The following is an 18,461-nucleotide window of genomic DNA, read 5'->3' as shown; positions in this document are numbered from 1 at the left end:
AGCTGTTTCCATGAAAATGACTTTCCCCGCTGCGGGCGCCCGTGCGCGCCTGCCGTTTGCGCTTGGCGCTGCCCTGGCCGCCCCCTTCGCCCATGCCGCGCCCGCTGAAGAAGCGCGGACGCTGGATACGCTGGTGGTCACCGCCGCCGCGCCGTCCTCGCCGCTGCATTGGGTGACCGATCCGCGCCTGCCGCGGCAGCCTGTGCCAGCCAGCGATGGCGCCGATTACCTGAAGGCCGTTCCCGGCTTCTCCGCCATCCGCAACGGCGGCACCAACGGCGACCCGGTGCTGCGTGGCATGTTCGGTTCGCGCCTGAACATCCTCAGCAACGATGGCAATCTGATTGGCGCGTGTCCCTCGCGCATGGACAACCCGCTGTCCTACATATCGCCGGAGAGCTTTGACCGGCTGACCATCATCAAGGGCCCGCAGAGCGTGCGCTGGGGCGCGGGTGCCTCTGCGGGCACCGTGCGCTTCGAGCGTGATACCCCGCGTTTCGATGCGCCCGGGCTGCGTGCCGATGCCAGTGCACTGGTCGGCTCACGCAACCGCAACGACCAGGTGCTGGACCTGACCCTGGGCAATCCAACGGGCTACGTGCGTGCCAGCGGCAATCGCTCCGAAGCCGATGACTACAAGGACGGCAACGGCGATGTGGTTCCGTCGAAATGGCGCAAGTGGAATGGCGACGTAGCGGTGGGCTGGACGCCTGACGCCGATACCCTGTTGGAGGTCTCCGCCGGTGCCGGCGATGCGATCGCACGTTACGCGGGGCGCGGCATGGATGGTGCCGCGTTCGAACGCACCAGTTACGCCGCACGCTTCGAGAAGCGCAATCTGCCCGGGGCGTGGGACGCGCTGCAGGCGAACGTGTACTACAACGAAGCCGACCACGTGATGGACAACTACACGCTGCGTGCGCCGAACCCGCACAGCATGATGCCGATGCCGATGGCGTCGAACGTGGATCGCCGCACGCAGGGCGGGCGCATCAGCGCCGAATGGCGCTGGCAGGACGTGCAGCTGGTGGCCGGCATCGACGGCGAAGACAGCCGGCATCGCGGCCGCATGGGCATGGGGCGCGATACCTACAAGCAGGCGGACTGGAACACCGACGCCGATTTCCGCCGCTACGGTGCATTCACCGAACTGACCCTCGGCGTGGACACCGGGCAGCGTTGGATCGGCGGGCTGCGCATCGATCGTGCCAGCGTGCGCGATGCGCGTGCCGACATCGGCGGCATGATGATGGCCATGCCCAATCCCACCGCCGGCCAGCGCCGCAGGGAATGGCTGGGCAGTGGTTTCCTGCGCTACGAACAGGACCTTGCCGACGGCCTGACCTGGTATGCCGGGCTGGGCCACAGCCAGCGCATGCCCGACTACTGGGAACTGTTCTCGCCCGATCAGGGGCCGGCAGGTGCGGTGAACGCGTTCGCTGGCATCCAGCCCGAGCGCACCACCCAGCTCGACGTCGGCCTGCAATACAAGGGCCCGCGCGTGCAGGCCTGGGTCTCGGCCTATGCGGGGCAGATCCAGGACTACATCCTGTTCACCTATCGCGGCAGCGGCATGATGGGCATGAGCCAGGCTGACAATGTGCAGGCGCGCATCGCCGGTGCCGAGGCCGGCCTGCAGCTGCGGTTGGACGAGCAATGGAAGCTGGGGGGCACCCTGGCCTATGCCTGGGGCGAGAACCGCGATCAGCATCGACCGTTGCCGCAGATGCCGCCGCTGGAAGCACGCTTGAGCGCTGACTGGGAAGGCCAGCGCTGGAGTGGCGGTGCGCTGGTGCGCGCGGTCACCCATCAGCATCGGGTCGCGGACGGGCAGGGCAACGTGGTCGCGCAGGACCTCGGGCCGAGCAGCGGCTTTGCCACGCTGGCGCTCAACGCGGCCTATCGTTTCAGTTCGCAGCTGCAGCTCAGCGCCGGTGTCGACAACCTGTTCGACCGTGCCTACAGCGAGCATCTGAACTTGGCCGGCAGCGCCGACTTCGGCTTCCCCGCTGACCCTGTGCGCATCAACGAGCCCGGCCGCAGCCTGTGGATGAAGGTGAACTACCGGTATTGATCCGCCGGGCATGGCCCGGCGCTACCGGTGCGCCGCGCACAGAAGGCCTGCGTCCAAAGAAAACGGGGTCGGATCCCCGCCAGGTTCCGACCCCGCCCGGCGCCCTCGGCCAGGCCCCTCGACTGTACGACGGCATCGCCCCTGGCGGGATGGCCTGATACATCCCGACATACGCCGACACTGCGTCGGTGCCCCCTGCATGGAATGGGCACACGGCGCTATCGCAGCCCCCGTTCCACGCCGGTAAACGCTTGGCACATACCGCTTTTGCGGGGCCTTGCCTACACTCGGCGGCCGTGTACCACTCAGGACGCTTCATGTTGGCTCGTATCGCTTCGACCCTGGCCCTTGGCCTCAGCCTGGCCGTGCTGGCCGGGTGCGCAGGCAAACAGGAGGCCGCCGCGCGTCGGCAGGGCGAAGCCGTGCCGGTCACCGCGCAGGTCGTGCAGGCGGTGCAGTGGAACGACACGCTGCAGGCGCTGGGCACGGCCAAGGCGCGCGAGTCGATCAGCGTGACCGCCAAGGTGAGCGAGATCGTCGAGCGCGTGCACTTTGAAAGTGGCCAGCAGGTCGCCGCCGGTGCGCCCCTCGTGACACTGCGCGGGCAGGCCCAGGAGGCCGCATTGGTGCAGGCGCAGGCGACCTTCCGCGAAGCCGACCAGCTGTACAAGCGCCAGCGCGAACTGGCGGCGCAGCGGTTGGTATCCAGTGCCACCCTGGACACGCAGAAGTCGATCCGCGACGCCGCCGAAGCGCGGGTGGCACAGATGCAGTCGGACATCGGCGACCGTCGCGTGCGCGCGCCGTTCGCCGGCGTCCTCGGCATCCGCCAGATCAGCCCGGGCACGCTGCTGACGCCGACCACGGTGATCGCCACCCTCGACGACGTCGAGCGCATGCACGTCGATTTCCAGGTGCCGGAAGTGGAACTGGCGTCGCTGACCACCGGCGACAAGGTGCAGGCCACCAGCGTGGCCTGGCCGGGCCGCACCTTCGAGGGCGAGGTCAGCACCATCGATGCACGCATCGACCCGGCCACCCGTGCGGTGACCGTGCGTGCCGACTTCGCCAATGGCGACCATGCGCTGCGGCCGGGCATGCTGCTCGACGTGCGCCTGTTCCATCCTGATCGACCGGCCCTGGTGGTGCCGGAAATCGCGGTGGTGCAGGTCGGTCGCGACAGCTTCATGTACCGCATCAAGGCCGATGACACCGTCGAACGCGTGGACGTGGTCACCGGTGCACGCCGCGCCGGCGTGGTCGAGATCAAGCAGGGCCTGCAGGCAGGCCAGCGCATCGTGGTGGACGGCACCGGCAAGCTGCGGGCGGGCCTGAAGGTGGCAGCCTCCGACGCCGCGCCCGCCAGCGGCGCGCAGCCGGCGACGGTTGAAGCACCTGCAGCCGCCGAGGGTCACGGCGGATGAAGCTGTCCGACATCTCCATCCAGCGGCCGGTGTTTGCCGTGGTGATGAGCCTGTTGCTGCTGGTGCTGGGCGTGATGTCCTTCACCCGGTTGACGCTGCGCGAACTGCCGGCCATCGACCCACCGATCGTTTCGGTCTCGGTGGATTACACCGGCGCCTCGGCAGCGGTCATCGAGAGCCGCATCACCCAGGTGCTGGAAGACGCGCTGGCCGGCATCGAAGGCATCGATACGATCAACGCGCGCAGCACCAACGGCCGCTCGCAGGTCAGCATCGAATTCACCTCCAACCGTGACATCGAAGCGGCGGCCAACGACGTGCGCGACGCGGTCAGCCGCGTGGCCGACCGCATGCCCGAGGAGGCACGGCCACCGGAGATCGCCAAGGTCGAGAGCGATGCCGACCCGATCATCTGGTTCAACATGGTCTCCTCGACCATGGATACGCTGGAACTGAGCGACTACGCCGACCGCTACGTGGTCGACCGCTTCTCCAGCCTCGATGGCGTGGCCCAGGTCCGCATCGGTGGCCGCCAGCGCTATGCGATGCGCATCTGGCTGGACCGCGACCAGCTGGCCGCACGTGGGCTGACCACCGGCGATGTGGAAACCGCGCTGCGCAACGAGAACGTGGAACTGCCGGCCGGCCGCATCGAATCCACCGACCGCGATTTCACCCTGCGCGTGGAGCGCAACTACATCAAGCCGGAAGACTTCGCGACCATCCCGCTGGGCAAGGGCAGTGATGGCTATGTGGTGCGCATGGGCGATGTGGCGAAGATCGAGCTGGCCTCGGCCGAGCGTCGCGCCTACTACCGCAGCAACGGCGAGCCCGGCATCGGCCTGGGCATCGTCAAGACCTCCACTGCCAATTCGCTGGATGTAGCGCGCACCGCGCGCGCCGAGGCCGAACGTGTCGCGCTGACCCTGCCCAAGGGCACGCAGATCTTCGTTGCCTTCGACAACACCACCTTCATCGAGGCTGCCGTCGACCGCGTGTACGCCACCCTGGTGGAGGCGATGATCCTGGTGCTGGCGGTGATCTGGCTGTTCCTCGGCAGCTTCCGCGCGGCGTTGATTCCTGCGGTCACCGTGCCGGTATGCCTAGTGGCGGCGTTCATCGCGCTGTACGCGTTCGACTTCTCGATCAACCTGCTGACCCTGCTCGCGCTGGTGCTGTGCATCGGCCTGGTGGTGGATGACGCGATCGTGGTGGTGGAAAACGTGCAGCGCCGCATCGACCTGGGCGAACCGCCGCTGGTGGCGTCCAAGCGGGGTACCGCGCAGGTGGCGTTCGCGGTGATCGCCACCACCGCCGTGCTGGTGGCGGTATTCCTGCCGGTCGGCTTCCTGGAAGGCAATACCGGGCGCCTGTTCCGTGAACTGGCGGTAGCCCTGGCCGCCGCTGTCGCGCTGTCGGCGTTCGTCGCGCTGACGCTGACGCCGATGATGGCCTCCAAGCTGCTCAAGCCGCATACCGGGCAGGCACCGCGCGGGCTGCACGGCTTCATCAACCGCAATCTGGAACGCCTGGCCGGCGCCTACGGCCGCGTGCTCGATCATCATGTCGATCGCACGTGGATCTACCTGCTGGTGATGGCCGCTGCGTTGGCGGCCAGCTGGCTGCTGATCAAAGTGCTGCCTTCGGAACTGGCCCCGGCCGAAGACCGTGGTTCGTTCCAGATCATGATCGACGGCCCGGAAGGCGCCGGCTACGACTACACCGTGCAGCAGGTGCAGCAGGTCGAAGCGCTGCTGGCACCGCACGTGGGCGCGGACAAGCCGATCGTGCGCGCCAACCCGCGCGTACCCGGCGGCTTCGGCGCCAGCGAGGAAATGCACACTGGCCGCGTCAGCGTGTTCCTGCAGCCGTGGCGTCAGCGCAGCGAAGGCACGCCGGAAGTCGCCAACGAACTGCAGAAGGAACTGGACACCATCCGTGGCGTGCGCGTACGTACCCAGGTCGGTGGCGGCCTGGTGCGCAGTGGCGGGCAGCCGTTCCAGATCGTGCTGGGTGGCCCGGAATACGCTGAGATCGCGCAGTGGCGGGATCGCATCCTGCTGCGCATGGCCGACAACCCCGGCCTGGTCGGCCCGGACTCGGACTACAAGGAAACCCGTCCGCAGATGCGGGTGAACATCGACCGCCAGCGTGCGGCCGACCTCGGCGTGCCGGTCACCGCGATCGGTTCGGCGCTGGAAACGATGATGGGCTCGCGCCGCGTCACCACCTTCGTCGACAACGGCGAGGAGTACGACGTGCTGGTGCAGGCCGGCCGTGATGGCCGCGCCAGCCCCGCCGATCTGGCCGCTATCCGCGTGCGTGCGACTTCTGGCGAGCTGGTGCCATTGTCCAACCTGGTCACGCTGAGCGAAGTGGCCGAGGCCGGAACCCTGAACCGCTTCAACCGCCTGCGCTCGATCACCATCAGTGCCGGCCTGGCACCGGGTTATCCGCTGGGCGAGGCCATCGCCTGGGCCCAGCAGGTGACCGGCGAAGAGCTGCCGCAGTACGCGCAGGTGAACTGGAAGGGCGAATCGCGTGAGTACCAGAGTGCGGGCGGCGCGGTGCTGCTGACCTTCGCCATGGCCCTGCTGGTGGTGTACCTGGTGCTGGCCGCGCAGTTCGAGAGCTTCATCCACCCGCTGACGATCATGCTGACCGTGCCGCTGGGCGTGCTCGGCGCGCTGGTTGGCCTGTGGCTGAGTGGCGGCACGGTGAACCTGTTCAGCCAGATCGGCATCGTCATGCTGGTCGGCCTGGCGGCCAAGAACGGCATCCTGATCGTCGAATTCGCCAACCAGCTGCGCGACGATGGCCGCAGCGTGCGCGAAGCGATCATCGAATCGGCGATGGTGCGCCTGCGTCCGATTCTGATGACTTCGATCGCCACCGTGGTCGGCGCCATCCCGCTGGTGGTGGCCGGTGGCCCGGGCTCGGCCAGCCGTGGCACCATCGGCATCGTGATCATCTTCGGCGTCACCCTGTCCACCTTCCTGTCGCTGTTCGTGGTGCCGGCGTTCTACGCGCGGCTGGCCCCGTACACCCGCTCGCCGGAGGCGGTGAAGCGCGAGCTGGAGAAGCAGGAGGCCGACTCGCCGTCGGTGGGTGGTCATGCCTGAGCCGGCGCGGATCCTGCACGGCGCAGGCTTCCTGCTGCGCCCCTGGCGCAGTGATGACCTGCAGTCGCTGCTGCATCACGCCAACGACGCGAACGTCTCGCGTGGGCTGCGTGACCGCTTCCCGTATCCGTACACCCGCGAGGATGGCGAAGCCTTCCTGGGCGGGCGCGTACTGGCCCCAGGCACGCTGAACCTGGCCATCGAGATAGAGGGCCAGGCCTGTGGCAGCGTTGGCGCCCAGCAGGGCGTGGCCGAGCGCGGGCATACCGCGGAACTGGGCTACTGGCTCGGCCAGGCCCACTGGGGGCAGGGCCTGATGACCGCTGTGGTCGGCCTGTTCGCGCCCTGGGTGATGGATGAGCTTGGCCTGTTCAGGCTGCAGGCCACGGTGGTCGACTTCAACCTGGGCTCGGCCCGGGTACTGGAAAAGAACGGTTTCCAGGAGGAGGGCGTGGAGCGCTGCGCCGTCTACAAGCGCGGCGTCCTGCATGACCTGCGCCGCTTCGCCCGGGTACGCAGGCAGCTTCCGTAACAGGCCGCCAGGCACGGCCCGGCGCTACCGTGGGGGGCACGGTCATTGCCGGTCGACGGGCATGGCCCGGCGCTACCCGTGGTGCGGCCGGCATACCCGGTAGCGCCGGGCCATGCCCGGCGGAGAACACGCCCCCACATCCGGCGCTATCGCAGCGACCTTCGATCAGGGAGAATCGACCGGTCCCTTCCAGCCGACGGGACGTCCTCACAACCCGCCGACTGGAGAGAGCGCGCGTGGAAGCTACCGTACATTTCATCAACAGCATCATCTGGAGCAAGGCGCTGATCTTCATGTGCCTGGCCGCCGGCCTGTTCTTCAGCCTGCGCACCCGCTTCATGCAGATCCGTGGTTTCGTCGAGATGTGCCGCCTCACCGTGTCCGGTGAGAAGTCCGACGCCGGCGTGTCCTCGTTCCAGGCCCTGGCCATGTCGATGGCCGGCCGCATGGGCATCGGCAACATCGCCGGCGTGGCCACCGCCATCGCCTTCGGCGGCCCCGGCGCGATCTTCTGGATGTGGGTGATGGGCTTCCTCGGCGCCTCCACCTCGTATGTGGAATGCACCCTGGCGCAGATCTACAAGACCAAGGATGCCGAAGGCCGCTACCGCGGTGGCCCGGCCTACTACATCGAAAAAGCGATGGGCCTGAAGTGGTATGCCATGGCCTTCGCCATCGCCACGATCATCGCCGCCGGCTTCCTGATGCCCGGCGTGCAGGCCAACGCGATCGCCGACAGCGTCATCAACGCCTGCCGTGGTACCGCGCTGTGCGGTCCGCTCGATGGCCAGGCCTTCGGCATGGAATCGGCGCAGGCGCTGAAGCTGGGCATCGGCATCGTCGTCGCCCTGCTGCTGGGCGTGGTGATCTTCGGTGGCGTCAAGCGCATCGCCAACTTCGCCGAAGTGGTGGTGCCGTTCATGGCCGCCGGCTTCATCCTGATGGCCATCGTCATCATGATCATCAACTACGACCGCGTGCCGGAAATGTTCGGCATCATCTTCAAGAGCGCGTTCGGCACCCATGCCGCGTTCGGCGCGATGATGGGCCTGGCGGTGGAGTGGGGCATCAAGCGCGGCATCTACGCCAACGAGGCCGGCCAAGGCTCGGGTCCGCACGCTGCGGCGGCCTCGGAGGTCTCGCACCCGGCCAAGCAGGGTTACGTGCAGGCGTTCGCCATCTACTTCGACACCATGATGGTGTGCACCGCTACCGCCTTCCTGATCCTGGCCAGCGGCACCTACAACGTGTATTCACCGGTCGCCGGCGCCGCGCCGATCTTCCAGGGCCTGGCCGGCATTCCCGAAGGTGCGGGCTACGCGCAGGCGGGTGTGGAAGCGGTGCTGCCGGGCTGGGGCTCGGCCTTCGTGTCGGTGGCGATCTTCTTCTTCGCCTTCACCACGATCATGGCCTATTACTACATGGCCGAAACCAACCTGACCTACGTCAACCACAACAAGCGCCGGCCGCTCACCGTGCTGCTGCTGCGCCTGGGCATCATTGGCATGGTGGTGTTCGGTGCCTTCCACAACGCCACCCTGGCCTGGGCGCTCGGTGATATCGGCGTGGGCCTGATGGCCTGGCTGAACATCATCGCCATCCTCATCGTGCAGAAGCCGGCCATGCTGGCCCTGCGCGATTACGAACGACAGAAGAAGCTCGGTCTCGACCCGATCTTCGACCCCGATGCCCTGGGCATCAAGAACGCCGATTTCTGGCGTCAACGCAAGCTGGAGTTGTCCCGTAGTGAATGATCCCTGGAAGAATGCCCGCCGCCCGTCGTCGCGACCGCCGCGGGCCACCCCGCTGCCACCGCGTGAGGGCGGCACCCCGCCACCGCCGGGGCGTGGCAACGACGAACTGCGCCTGTATGGCTGGAACGCGGTGCAGGCGCTGTTCGCCAAGCGTCCGCAGGCGCTGCGCAAGCTGTACCTGGTGGAATCGCTGATTCCGCGCATGCAGCCGGTGCTGAAGTGGTGCGTGGCCAACCGCGTGGGCTATCGCGTGGTGGAGGAGGGCGACCTCAACAAGCTGGCTGCCACCACCCACCATGAAGGCCTGGTGGCCGACGTGCTGCGCGCGCCGGTGTTGCCGCTGGCGCAGTGGCTGGCCGAACTGGGCGAAGGCCCGGCGCTGGCACTGTGGCTGGATGGCGTCGGTAATCCGCACAACTTCGGTGCGATCCTGCGCTCTGCCGCGCACTTCGGCGCCAAGGCGCTGCTGCTGCCGGCCAGGAGTACGCTGGCGTTGTCCGGCGCGGCCGCACGCGTGGCCGAGGGCGGCGCAGAGTCGGTGCCGCTGGTGCAGTTGCCTGAGGATGCAGAAGCGATGGCGCAGCTGCGCGCGGCCGGTTTCGGCCTCGCCGCGACCCTGGTCGAGGGTGGCGATGACGTGTTCCGCGCGTCGTTGCCGGCCCGCCTGGTCTACGTGATGGGCGCGGAAAGCGAAGGCATGGATCGCGGCCTGGCCAGCCAGTGTGACCAGCAGCTGTCGATTCCCGGCAGTGGCGCGGTTGAAAGCCTGAATGTCGCTTCCGCCACGGCCGTGTTGCTGGCGCAGTGGGTCAGCCAGCGCGGCTGATGGGCGTGTCTGCGGGCACCGCAAACCGGTGCCCGCACAGCGCAGTTCCAGGTCGAACGGGACTTCCCGGCAGCCGGGCAACGTCTGGCGGTTTTCCTGGCAGTGCCATGCGCAAAGCATGCATGACGAATTGAAAGTTTCCTTATTGGTGTGCCGTTCCCGGCGACGCAGGGTGGAAGTCCATCCAACGTCGTACAGGAGCGGTTCCCATGCATCATCCTCCTCGCAGTGCGGTGCGTGTCTGCCTGGTACTGGCACTCAGTGCGCTTGCCGTCGTTTCCGCGCAGGCCAACGAGCGCACGCTCGACGGCGTCAACTTCACCGGCCCGCTGATCACGCCCAATCCTGCCGGCATGCCGGCGGGTCACTGGTACGTCGAACCCTATCTGGTGCGGGTCGACAGTTCCTCGTCCTTCGACCACAACGGCGACCGCCAGCGCAGCAGCGAACGCAGCGGCGCGTGGGCGATGGTGGTGCCCATCGCATACGGCTTCAGCGAACGGGTGACCGGCCAGGTCAACCTGAGTGCATCACGCGCCGAATCCGGCAACGCACGCAGCCGAGGCTTCCGCGCCGGTGATACCACCGCACGCCTGCAATACCTGTTGCAGGCCCCCAGCGCCGATGGCACCACGCCGGCGGTGTCGATTGCCCTGGTACAGCGCTTCAGCACCGGCAGCCACGACCGCATCACCGGCAATCCGCTGGATGCGCAGGGTGATGGCGTGCAGCGCACCGTCGCCGCGTTGGCCGTGCAGCAGGTGCTGTGGCTGGGCAACGATCGGCCGCTGCGCTGGCGGGCGCAGTTCAGCGCGGGGCCGGCGCCATCGCGAACGGCCATCTCCGGCACCAGCGTGTACGGCACCGAGTACGGCTTCCAGGGCCATATCGCGCGGGGCTCGGTACTGGGTCTTTCCGTGGGCGCCGAATACAGCTTCAACGAACGCTGGGTCGGCGTGATGGAAGTTGCCGCCAGCCGCGAGACCGGCCAGCGCCTGACCGGTTTCGCGCCCGATGCTGCAGGTGGCGTCCGGCCCATCAACGAACACCGCCCGGCCAGTCGCAACCTGACCTTCGCGCCCGCTGTCGAGTACCACTTCAGCCCGTCGCTGGGGCTGATCGCCGGCGTCGAATTCACCGTTGCCGGCCGCAATACCGGCCGCATCATCAGTCCCCAGGTCGCCCTGGGCATGTTCTTCTGATGGGGGCCCTGCGATGAATGTCGAATCGATCGTCAATGCCGTGCTTGCCGTTGTCTGGAGCCCGTACCTGGTGGTGCTGTGCCTGGCAACGGGCCTGTACTTCAGCGTACGTACCCGCTTCGTGCAGTTGCGCGCGCTGCCGGACATGCTGCGCCTGATGTTCCGTCACGAGCGCTCCGATGCCGGTGTCTCGCCGTTCCAGGCGTTGTCACTGTCGCTGTCCAGCCGGGTGGGCGTGGGCAACATCGCCGGTGTCGCCATGGCCATTGCCTTCGGCGGTCCGGGCGCGATCTTCTGGATGTGGATCGTCGCCTTCCTCGGTGCCTCCAGCGCGTTCATCGAGTCCACCCTGGCGCAGATCTACAAGGATCGCGACGCCAAGGGGCAGTATCGCGGTGGCCCGGCGTACTACATCGAGAAGGGGCTGGGCCAGCGCTGGTACGCCGTGCTGTTCGCGCTGGTCACGGTGCTGGCGGGGGCAATGCTGGCGGGCACGCAGTCCAACGCCATCACCAGTGCGGTGAACGAAGCGTGGGATGTTCCGGTGATGGTCACCACCGGTGTGCTGCTGGTGGTGTTGGCGGCAATCCTGCTCGGCGGCGTGCGTCGCATCGCGCGCGTCGCCGAATGGGTGGTGCCGGTGATGGCCGTGGCCTATCTGCTGGTCACTGCGGTGGTGATGGTACTCAACGTCGAGCGCGTGCCTGAGGTCATCGCCCTGGTGCTGCGCAGCGCCTTCGGTGTTGACGCTGCATTCGGCGCGATGATCGGGACCGCGATCCAATGGGGGGTACGTCGTGGCGTGTTGTCCAATGAAGCTGGCATGGGCAGTGGCGCGCATCCTGCCGCTGCAGCAGAAGTGTCGCACCCGGTGAAGCAGGGGCTGGTGCAGTCGTTCTCGGTGTACATCGACACCATGGTCGTGTGCAGCGCGACGGCCTTCCTGATTCTCTCCACCGGGCTCTACAACGTCTACGACCCGGCGGTGAACGGTGTACCGGACGAGGCGCGCCTGCTGCTGGGCAACCTTCCCGGCGTGGAAGCAGGGCCACGCTTCGTACAGCACGCGGTGGAGTCGGCCTTGCCCGGCTTCGGCAAGTCGTTCGTCGCGCTGGCGATCCTGCCATTCGCGTTCACCACCATCCTGGCCCTGTACTACATGGCCGAAACCAACGTCAGTTACCTCTGCCGCGATCGTCCCCGAGGGTGGGTGATGGGCACCTTCCAGCTGCTGTTCCTGGCCGCTACGGGCTACTCCGCGATGAACAGTGCGACAGTGGCGTGGGCGCTGGGCGACATCGGCGTAGGCATGATGAGCTGGCTGAACATCATCGCCATCCTGCTGCTGCAGAGGCCCGCGCTGGCCGCGTTGCGCGACTACGAAGATCACCGGCGTCACGGGCGTGACCCGTTGTTCAATCCGAAACTGCTGGGGGTTCGCAACACCAGCGTGTGGGCGCAGTAAGCACCCAGGCCGGTAGCGCCGGGCATGGCCCGGCGCTACCCGCTCATGAGTCACTCCACGCACAGCGTGGAAGTGGACTCACTCGTTGGGCGGCGTGGTTGCCTTGGCTTCGCTACCGAAGTTGCCATCGGCCTCGGCCGCCAGGTAGGCAAACACGGTATAGGCCGCCACGTTCTGCGCCAGCGCCTTCGGGTCGATCTTGTCGAGGGTGTCGTCGGCGGTGTGGTGCAGGTGGAAGTAATCCGAGCCATCCTGCGCCAGCCACGCCCATGCGCCACCCTTGGCGGCCAGCGGACCGACATCCGGCCCCGGGCCCCCCTTGTCGGCGGCGTACTCGATGCCCAGCGGCTTCATCACCTCGGCAATCTGCCTGGTTGCCTCGCGCGAGCCTTCCGGGTTCGGCGAACCGGTGTTGAAGGCGTAGATGCGGCCAGCACCGAAATCGCTCTCGGCGGCCAGCTGGTGCAGGGCTACGTCCTTGGCATGCGCCTCGGCGTAGGCCTTGCCGCCATACAGGCCCTGTTCTTCGTTGGCGAAGGCGACCACGCGGATGGAGCGCTTCGGCGCCTGCTTCAGCTGGCCGATCAGATGACCGGCGGCCATGGTGATGCCCACGCCTGCGCCGTCATCGACCGCGCCGGTGCCCAGGTCCCACGAGTCCAGGTGTCCACCGATCACCACCACTTCCTTCGGCAGCGTGCGGCCGGTGATCTCACCGATCACGTTGTACGAGGTCGCCGTGCCATCCCAACCGCAGTCCAGTGCGACCTTCACCGTGGTTGCGCCACGGGCAAGCAGGCGCGCCAGCTGGTCGGCGTCGGGCACCGACAGCGCCGCCGACGGCACCGGGGTCAGGCCGTCATCGAAGCGGGTGATGCCGGTGTGCGGCACGCGGTGCGAATCGGTACCGGCCGAGCGCATCAGGAAACCGATCGCGCCCTTGCGGATGGCCTCGGACGGGCCCTTGCTGCGGATCGCGCCGCCACGGCCATAGTCGCGGCCATCGCGGAACGGCAGCATCTGGTAATCGACGAAGGCGATCTTGCCCTTCAGCGAACCCGCCGGTGCGGCCTGCAGCGCGGCCAGATCGGCAAACCGCACTACCTCGGCTTCGACCGTACCGCCCGGGCTGCCGCCAAGCGCGGTGATCTGCAGCGGTTGCGGGTTCCTGCCGGTCACGGCGGCGTGCTCGCTGCGGCGCTCCCATTTCGGGAAGGTCACCGGTTCCTTCCACACCTTGTCAAAACCCAGTGCCTTGAACTTGGCTTCGGCCCAGGCCACGGCACGGGCGTCGGCCTCACTGCCGGCGATGCGAGGACCGATCTCGGTGGTCAACGATTCGACCACCTTCCAGCCGGTGTCATCGGCCAGCGCCTGGTCGCGCAGCTGCGCGGCGGTGGCCAGCGAAGCCGGCGGCAGGGTGGTGGCACTCGGCGCCGCGAAGGCCGGCGCGGCCAGCAGGGCGAGGGAGGATGCGATGGCAAGGACGCGGCGACGCATGGACAGCTCCGGGAAGGGTGTAAGCCTTGGAGCTTAACAGTCGTTCAGCGCCGCGCATGGGCGGGAGGTCATGGCCGGCGCGGATGCTGTTTTCCGCCAGATGCAGCAAAGCGAAAGCCCCGCCGGAGCGGGGCTTTCGCATGCCTCTGCGGTAGCGCCGGGCACGCCCGGCGAGTGCAGCGGCAAGATGGCGTTCCGCCGGGCATGGCCCGGCGCCACCAACCTTATTTTTTCAGGCTGTCGCGGATTTCGCGCAGCAGCACCACTTCCTCGGCCGGCGCTGCCGGTGCCGCTTCCTTCTTGCGCGACAGGCGGTTGATCACCTTGATCACCAGGAAGATGGCGAACGCCACGATCACGAACTGGATCAGCGTGTTGATGAAATCACCGTAGCCGATCACCACGGCCGGGATTTCCTTGCCATCAGGCCCGATGCTGGCCGGCGACAGTGTCCACGCAAGCTTGGAGAAATCGACCTTGCCGATCAGCATGCCCAGCGGCGGCATGATGATCTTCTCCACCAGCGCGGTGACGATCTTGCCGAAGGCAGCGCCAATCACCACGCCGACGGCGAGGTCGATGACGTTGCCGCGCATCGCGAATTCCTTGAACTCGGTGAGCATTCCCATTGTTGTTTTTCTCCTGAGGGCGAGGGGGACAGCGCGAAGGGTAGCGCAGGTGATGTCAGCCGGCGATCACGCCGTGGCGTTCGGCCACGTTCTCAAGGCGTGCACTGAAACGGTCGCCGGGCTTCAGCGCGGCCACGCCGGACGGCGTGCCCATGAACACCAGATCGCCGGCGCGCAGCTGCCACAGCTTGGACAGCTCGTGCAGGATCTCCGGCACGTTCCAGATCATCTGGTCGAGCAGGGACTGCTGACGGACTTCGCCATTGATCTCCAGCGACAGATTGAGCGCGGCCAGATCGCCGACTTCACCGGCGTGCACGATCTCGCTGATCGGTGCAGAGGCATCGAAACCCTTGGCCGAATCCCACGGGTGGCCCTTCTCCTTGGCGGCCGCCTGCAGGTCGCGGCGGGTCAGGTCCAGGCCCACGGCATAGCCATAGACCAGGGCCTCGGCGTCGGCCACGGCCAGCACGCCGGTGGGCGCGTCACGGCCGATCGCCACCACCAGTTCCACCTCGTGATGCAGGTTGCTGGTGGCTGGCGGGTAGGGGATCACATCGTCGTGGCCGACCACGATGGCGTCGGCCGGCTTGGTGAAGAACATCGGGCGGCCGCGATCATCTGCTGCGGGCACGGCAGCACCCATCTCACGCGCGTGGTCGGCGAAGTTGCGGCCGACGCAGTAGATGCGGTGCACGGGAAAGCTGCCGCCACCCACCACCGGTACACGCGGCGTGGCTGCAGCAGGGATCACATCGGAGACATCGGACATGCGGGCATCCAGGAAGGGAGTGCCCGCAGTCTAGAACGCAGCAAGGCCCGCCGTCAGCGGGCAGCGTCGATCAGCGCGAGGACGGCAGCGCCGACTTGCGCACCACGTGGTACTCGCCCTCGACCACGTTCGGGTCGACCGGGCGGCTCGGGCCGGGCTTGCGCGAAGCTAGCAGCTTCCACGCCAGGCCCACCAGGATCATGGCTGCACCGACGAATACGCCGATGAACACCATCGCGGCCAGAATCGCCAGGCCGAGCAGGCCCACGGCAACGCGCACCAGCGGATGGCGCGGCTTGCGCGGGGCAAACAGGGTGCGGAACTGGTTGAAGGCGAAATCGCGATTGAACATGGTGGCTCGATAGGCTGGAAATCAGCGAGCCATGAGTATCGGCAGGTGCCACTGTCATTGAGTGAAAAACTCGTTAAATATAGCCTTGGCTTATTACGGATCAATGACTTGTGTTCATGTCGCAGCTAGTCACATGACCAGGCGTGCGACAATGCGCGATTCCGTCCGAGCCTTCGCCATGACTGCCGCTGTTGCCCTGATCACCCTGGATGCCATTGCCGATGGTGCGTTTGCCGAGGTTGAAGCGGTGATCGATGGCGATGCCGAGTCGCTGCTGCTGTACCGCGACGGTGAACAGGTGCGCGCGTTCCTGAACATCTGCCCGCACGCGGGCCGCCGCCTGGATTGGGCGCCCGGCCAGTTCCTGAAGAGCCGCGAAGGCCATCTGGTCTGCGCCGCCCATGGCGCCTCGTTCGCGCTGGACAGTGGCGACTGCATCGCCGGCCCCTGCAAGGGCGACCGCCTGCGCGCAGTGCCGGTGGATGTGCGGGATGGACAGGTCTACCTGGCCTGAGGCATCGGTGTGCGGACCAACGGTCCGCACCTACCAAGTTCAGACCCCACCAAGTTCAGACCCCACCACATCAGCGAAACATCCAGGAATCCATCCACGCATGGCGTGGATCTACCGTGTCGACCAAGGTCGACACCCACCCACAGCAGCACAGAATGCCGTTCCGACAGCGCGCGGAAATCTGTCGAAGGCGGGGTGGGTCCGGTTGCGGGGGTGTCCGCGGCATGGATGCCGCGGCCAAGCCCCCAAGGGTGAGGGCGCTTTGCTTGCGAAGCACTGCTTCGCAAGCGCCCGAACGCACAGCCGCCAGCGGCTGGGCCGGTCTGGGGGTTTACGGCGTCCCCCGCAACCGGACCCACCCCGCCATCCCAAGGAATGCAGACCGTTGCCGTTGTCGTTGCCTCTGCGGGTGCAGGGCGCAGCCCTGCCAACAAACCCAACCTTCAGAACATCAGGTTGATCATCACCACCACCACGCAGGTGTAGATCAGCGACAGCGGGCCGCCGACCCGCCACATCTCGCGCGGGGTGTAGTTGGCCGGGCCGGTGATCATCGAAATCACCGGGTTCGACGCCGTCATCAGGTTGTTGGACGCCGACAGCGCCACGATCAGCGCGAACGCCGTGGGATTGCCGCCGGCCGCCAGCGCCAGGTTCACCGCGATCGGCACCATCACGATGGTCGCGCCCACATGGCTGATCACCAGCGAGAACACCGTGGTCAGAAGCGCCAGCGCCAGTTCCAGCACCCAGATCGGAATGCCGGTGGGCAGCTTGTCGATGGTATGGCCGGCCACCCATGCCGCTGCGCCGCTGGAATCCATCGCCCAGCCAAGCGGAATCAGCCCGGCCATCATGAACACCGTCTTCCAGTTGATCGAGGCATAGGCCTCGTCCATGCGCAGCACGCCGGTCAACAGCATCCCGGCCACGCCGGTCATCAGGGTCAGCGCCACCGGCAGTTTGCTGGTCAGCGCGATCAGGATGGTCAGGGCGAAGATCGCCATGGCGATCTTGAACTTGTGCGGGCGCTGCTCGCCGGTGGGGTAATCGGTGACCACCACGAAGTCGCGGCTCTTGGCGGCCTGCGCGAGGTCGGTCCAGATGCTGTGGAAGACCAGCATGTCGCCGGCGCGCAGCTGCACATCGCGTACATCCTCGCGGATCACCTGCTTGTCGCGGTTGATCGCCAGCAGGCTGATGCCGCGTTCCTTGCGCAGGCGCAGCTCGCCTGCGGTCTTGCCGATGACGCCGGAGGTCGGCGGCACCACCGCCTCGGAAATGCCGGCGCGGCTGGGATTGAACAGATCGCCAAGGTGCTTCAGGCGCGAGGACATGCGCAGGAACTGGTTCTGCGCGAAATCGTGGATCTGCTGGCGCGGTCCCATCGCGCCGAGCACGCTGCCCACCCAGATGCGCATTTCCGCCGGCGGTGCCAAGCGGGTGTCATTGCCGGTCTTCAGTGCCAGCAGCAGCGGCGCGTCATGCAGGTTCTCGGCCTCGCCCAGGGTCATGCCGACCAGCGGGCTCTCGGCGGTGACCACCAGCTCGAACACGTCGCCTTCGATGCCGTAGGTCTTGGCGAAGTAGCTCTCGGTGCGGGCCGGCGTGGTGCCGTCGTTGACCAGGCTTTCCTCTTCCACCAGCTTGCGGTCGCCGTAGTAGCGGAAATACAGCAGTGAGGCGATCAGCAGGGCGATGCCGATCGGCAGCGGCGCGAACATGCGCAGCGGCTCGATGGTGGCCAGGCCGGAGGGCAGGTTGTTGTTGGCCGAGGCCAGCAGATCGTTCAGCAGGATCAGCGGCGAGTTGCCGACCATGGTCAGCGCGCCACCCATCACGATCGCCGCCGAGATCGGCAGCAGCAGGCGTTGCATGGTCAGCCCGGTGCGCGCGGCCAGGCGCGAGGCAACCGGCAGGTACAACGCCATCACCGACGGGTTCTGCATGAAGGACGAGTTCAGGCCGGCGATGGCCGTGGTCATCATCAGCAGCCGCTGCTCCACGCCATGGCCGCGCCGCAGCAGCCAGGCCGCGAGCCGGTTCAACGCACCGGTGCGGTCCAGGCCCGCGCCGAGGATGGTGGTGGCGATGATGCTCATCACCGCGTTGCCGGAGAAGCCGCCGAAGATCTCCTCCGGCGCGATCAGGCCGGTCACGCCCAGCACCACCAGCACCACCAGCGCGACCACGTCGGCGCGGATGCGCTCGAACAGGAACATCGCCATTGTGAAGCCGACCAGCCCGAGCACGAGCTTCATGTCAGTGGTCAGCGTCAGCGCGGTATCCATGTGG

14 protein-coding genes are annotated in these 18,461 nt (G+C 67.1%); 9 read left to right on the top strand and 5 right to left on the bottom strand.

Going from position 1 to position 18,461, the window contains the following annotated elements; all coding sequences use genetic code 11:
- Positions 1 to 10 precede the first annotated feature (10 nt).
- The 8 genes from BW38_RS16375 (at position 11) to BW38_RS16405 (ending at position 12,399) form a co-directional block, all read left to right on the top strand.
- A complete protein-coding gene (locus BW38_RS16375; protein ID WP_032975197.1) occupies positions 11 to 2,074 on the top strand; it encodes a TonB-dependent copper receptor in 2,064 nt (687 codons plus the stop codon).
- Between the two features lie 317 nt (positions 2,075 to 2,391).
- Complete coding sequence (locus tag BW38_RS16380; protein WP_025874264.1) at positions 2,392 to 3,498, top strand: efflux RND transporter periplasmic adaptor subunit; 1,107 nt, start codon at positions 2,392 to 2,394, stop codon at positions 3,496 to 3,498.
- Positions 3,495 to 6,620 (top strand): efflux RND transporter permease subunit, encoded by a 3,126-nt coding sequence (locus tag BW38_RS16385; RefSeq protein WP_025874265.1) that lies wholly within the window; start codon positions 3,495 to 3,497, stop codon positions 6,618 to 6,620. The genes BW38_RS16380 and BW38_RS16385 overlap by 4 nt, the downstream gene beginning before the upstream one ends.
- Complete coding sequence (locus BW38_RS16390; RefSeq protein WP_032975194.1) at positions 6,613 to 7,152, top strand: GNAT family protein; 540 nt, start codon at positions 6,613 to 6,615, stop codon at positions 7,150 to 7,152. Before BW38_RS16385 ends, BW38_RS16390 begins: the two co-directional genes overlap by 8 nt.
- A gap of 236 nt (positions 7,153 to 7,388) precedes the next feature.
- Positions 7,389 to 8,906 carry an alanine/glycine:cation symporter family protein gene (locus BW38_RS16395; protein WP_025874267.1) on the top strand — a complete coding sequence of 506 codons (1,518 nt, stop codon included), beginning with the start codon at positions 7,389 to 7,391 and terminating at the stop codon, positions 8,904 to 8,906.
- On the top strand, positions 8,899 to 9,732 hold the full coding sequence (locus BW38_RS0120500) for a TrmH family RNA methyltransferase (protein WP_032975193.1): 834 nt from the start codon (positions 8,899 to 8,901) through the stop codon (positions 9,730 to 9,732). The genes BW38_RS16395 and BW38_RS0120500 overlap by 8 nt, the downstream gene beginning before the upstream one ends.
- 209 nt (positions 9,733 to 9,941) lie before the next feature.
- Positions 9,942 to 10,934 carry a hypothetical protein gene (locus tag BW38_RS16400; RefSeq protein WP_032975191.1) on the top strand — a complete coding sequence of 331 codons (993 nt, stop codon included), beginning with the start codon at positions 9,942 to 9,944 and terminating at the stop codon, positions 10,932 to 10,934.
- 13 nt (positions 10,935 to 10,947) lie between these two features.
- The gene (locus BW38_RS16405) at positions 10,948 to 12,399 is read left to right on the top strand and encodes an alanine/glycine:cation symporter family protein (RefSeq protein WP_025874270.1); all 1,452 of its coding nucleotides are present in this window, start codon (positions 10,948 to 10,950) and stop codon (positions 12,397 to 12,399) included.
- Between the two features lie 78 nt (positions 12,400 to 12,477).
- Here the strand turns inward: BW38_RS16405 and BW38_RS16410 are convergent, their stop codons facing one another.
- From BW38_RS16410 to BW38_RS16425, 4 genes are all read right to left on the bottom strand, one after another.
- Positions 12,478 to 13,899: a M28 family peptidase gene (locus BW38_RS16410; RefSeq protein WP_032975190.1), complete on the bottom strand. Its 1,422-nt coding sequence runs from the start codon at positions 13,897 to 13,899 to the stop codon at positions 12,478 to 12,480.
- Positions 13,900 to 14,123: 224 nt separating this feature from the next.
- Positions 14,124 to 14,528 carry a large-conductance mechanosensitive channel protein MscL gene (gene mscL, locus BW38_RS16415; protein WP_032975189.1) on the bottom strand — a complete coding sequence of 135 codons (405 nt, stop codon included), beginning with the start codon at positions 14,526 to 14,528 and terminating at the stop codon, positions 14,124 to 14,126.
- Positions 14,529 to 14,583: 55 nt separating this feature from the next.
- On the bottom strand, positions 14,584 to 15,300 hold the full coding sequence (locus tag BW38_RS16420) for a fumarylacetoacetate hydrolase family protein (protein ID WP_025874273.1): 717 nt from the start codon (positions 15,298 to 15,300) through the stop codon (positions 14,584 to 14,586).
- A 70-nt stretch (positions 15,301 to 15,370) separates the two neighbouring features.
- On the bottom strand, positions 15,371 to 15,652 hold the full coding sequence (locus tag BW38_RS16425; protein WP_025874274.1) for a hypothetical protein: 282 nt from the start codon (positions 15,650 to 15,652) through the stop codon (positions 15,371 to 15,373).
- Positions 15,653 to 15,830: 178 nt separating this feature from the next.
- Between BW38_RS16425 and BW38_RS16430 the strand changes: the two genes are divergently transcribed.
- The gene (locus BW38_RS16430; protein ID WP_032975229.1) at positions 15,831 to 16,166 is read left to right on the top strand and encodes a Rieske (2Fe-2S) protein; all 336 of its coding nucleotides are present in this window, start codon (positions 15,831 to 15,833) and stop codon (positions 16,164 to 16,166) included.
- A 443-nt stretch (positions 16,167 to 16,609) separates the two neighbouring features.
- Here the strand turns inward: BW38_RS16430 and BW38_RS16435 are convergent, their stop codons facing one another.
- Complete coding sequence (locus BW38_RS16435) at positions 16,610 to 18,457, bottom strand: SLC13 family permease (RefSeq protein WP_025874276.1); 1,848 nt, start codon at positions 18,455 to 18,457, stop codon at positions 16,610 to 16,612.
- Positions 18,458 to 18,461 lie beyond the last annotated feature (4 nt).

The organism is Stenotrophomonas sp. RIT309, from assembly GCF_000632045.1.
GTDB classification, from domain to species: domain Bacteria; phylum Pseudomonadota; class Gammaproteobacteria; order Xanthomonadales; family Xanthomonadaceae; genus Stenotrophomonas; species Stenotrophomonas indicatrix.
This window is presented reverse-complemented; position numbering and strand designations above follow the sequence as displayed.

Bases quoted from the DNA above. Each gene is read 5' to 3' on its own strand.
- BW38_RS16375 (WP_032975197.1), top strand. From the start codon at position 11: ATGAAAATGACTTTCCCCGCTGCGGGCGCCCGTGCGCGCCTGCCGTTT.
- BW38_RS16380 (WP_025874264.1), top strand. From the start codon at position 2,392: ATGTTGGCTCGTATCGCTTCGACCCTGGCCCTTGGCCTCAGCCTGGCC.
- BW38_RS16385 (WP_025874265.1), top strand. From the start codon at position 3,495: ATGAAGCTGTCCGACATCTCCATCCAGCGGCCGGTGTTTGCCGTGGTG.
- BW38_RS16390 (WP_032975194.1), top strand. From the start codon at position 6,613: ATGCCTGAGCCGGCGCGGATCCTGCACGGCGCAGGCTTCCTGCTGCGC.
- BW38_RS16400 (WP_032975191.1), top strand. From the start codon at position 9,942: ATGCATCATCCTCCTCGCAGTGCGGTGCGTGTCTGCCTGGTACTGGCA.
- BW38_RS16405 (WP_025874270.1), top strand. From the start codon at position 10,948: ATGAATGTCGAATCGATCGTCAATGCCGTGCTTGCCGTTGTCTGGAGC.
- BW38_RS16410 (WP_032975190.1), bottom strand. From the start codon at position 13,899: ATGCGTCGCCGCGTCCTTGCCATCGCATCCTCCCTCGCCCTGCTGGCC.
- mscL (WP_032975189.1), bottom strand. From the start codon at position 14,528: ATGGGAATGCTCACCGAGTTCAAGGAATTCGCGATGCGCGGCAACGTC.
- BW38_RS16420 (WP_025874273.1), bottom strand. From the start codon at position 15,300: ATGTCCGATGTCTCCGATGTGATCCCTGCTGCAGCCACGCCGCGTGTA.
- BW38_RS16425 (WP_025874274.1), bottom strand. From the start codon at position 15,652: ATGTTCAATCGCGATTTCGCCTTCAACCAGTTCCGCACCCTGTTTGCC.
- BW38_RS16430 (WP_032975229.1), top strand. From the start codon at position 15,831: ATGACTGCCGCTGTTGCCCTGATCACCCTGGATGCCATTGCCGATGGT.
- BW38_RS16435 (WP_025874276.1), bottom strand. From the start codon at position 18,457: ATGGATACCGCGCTGACGCTGACCACTGACATGAAGCTCGTGCTCGGG.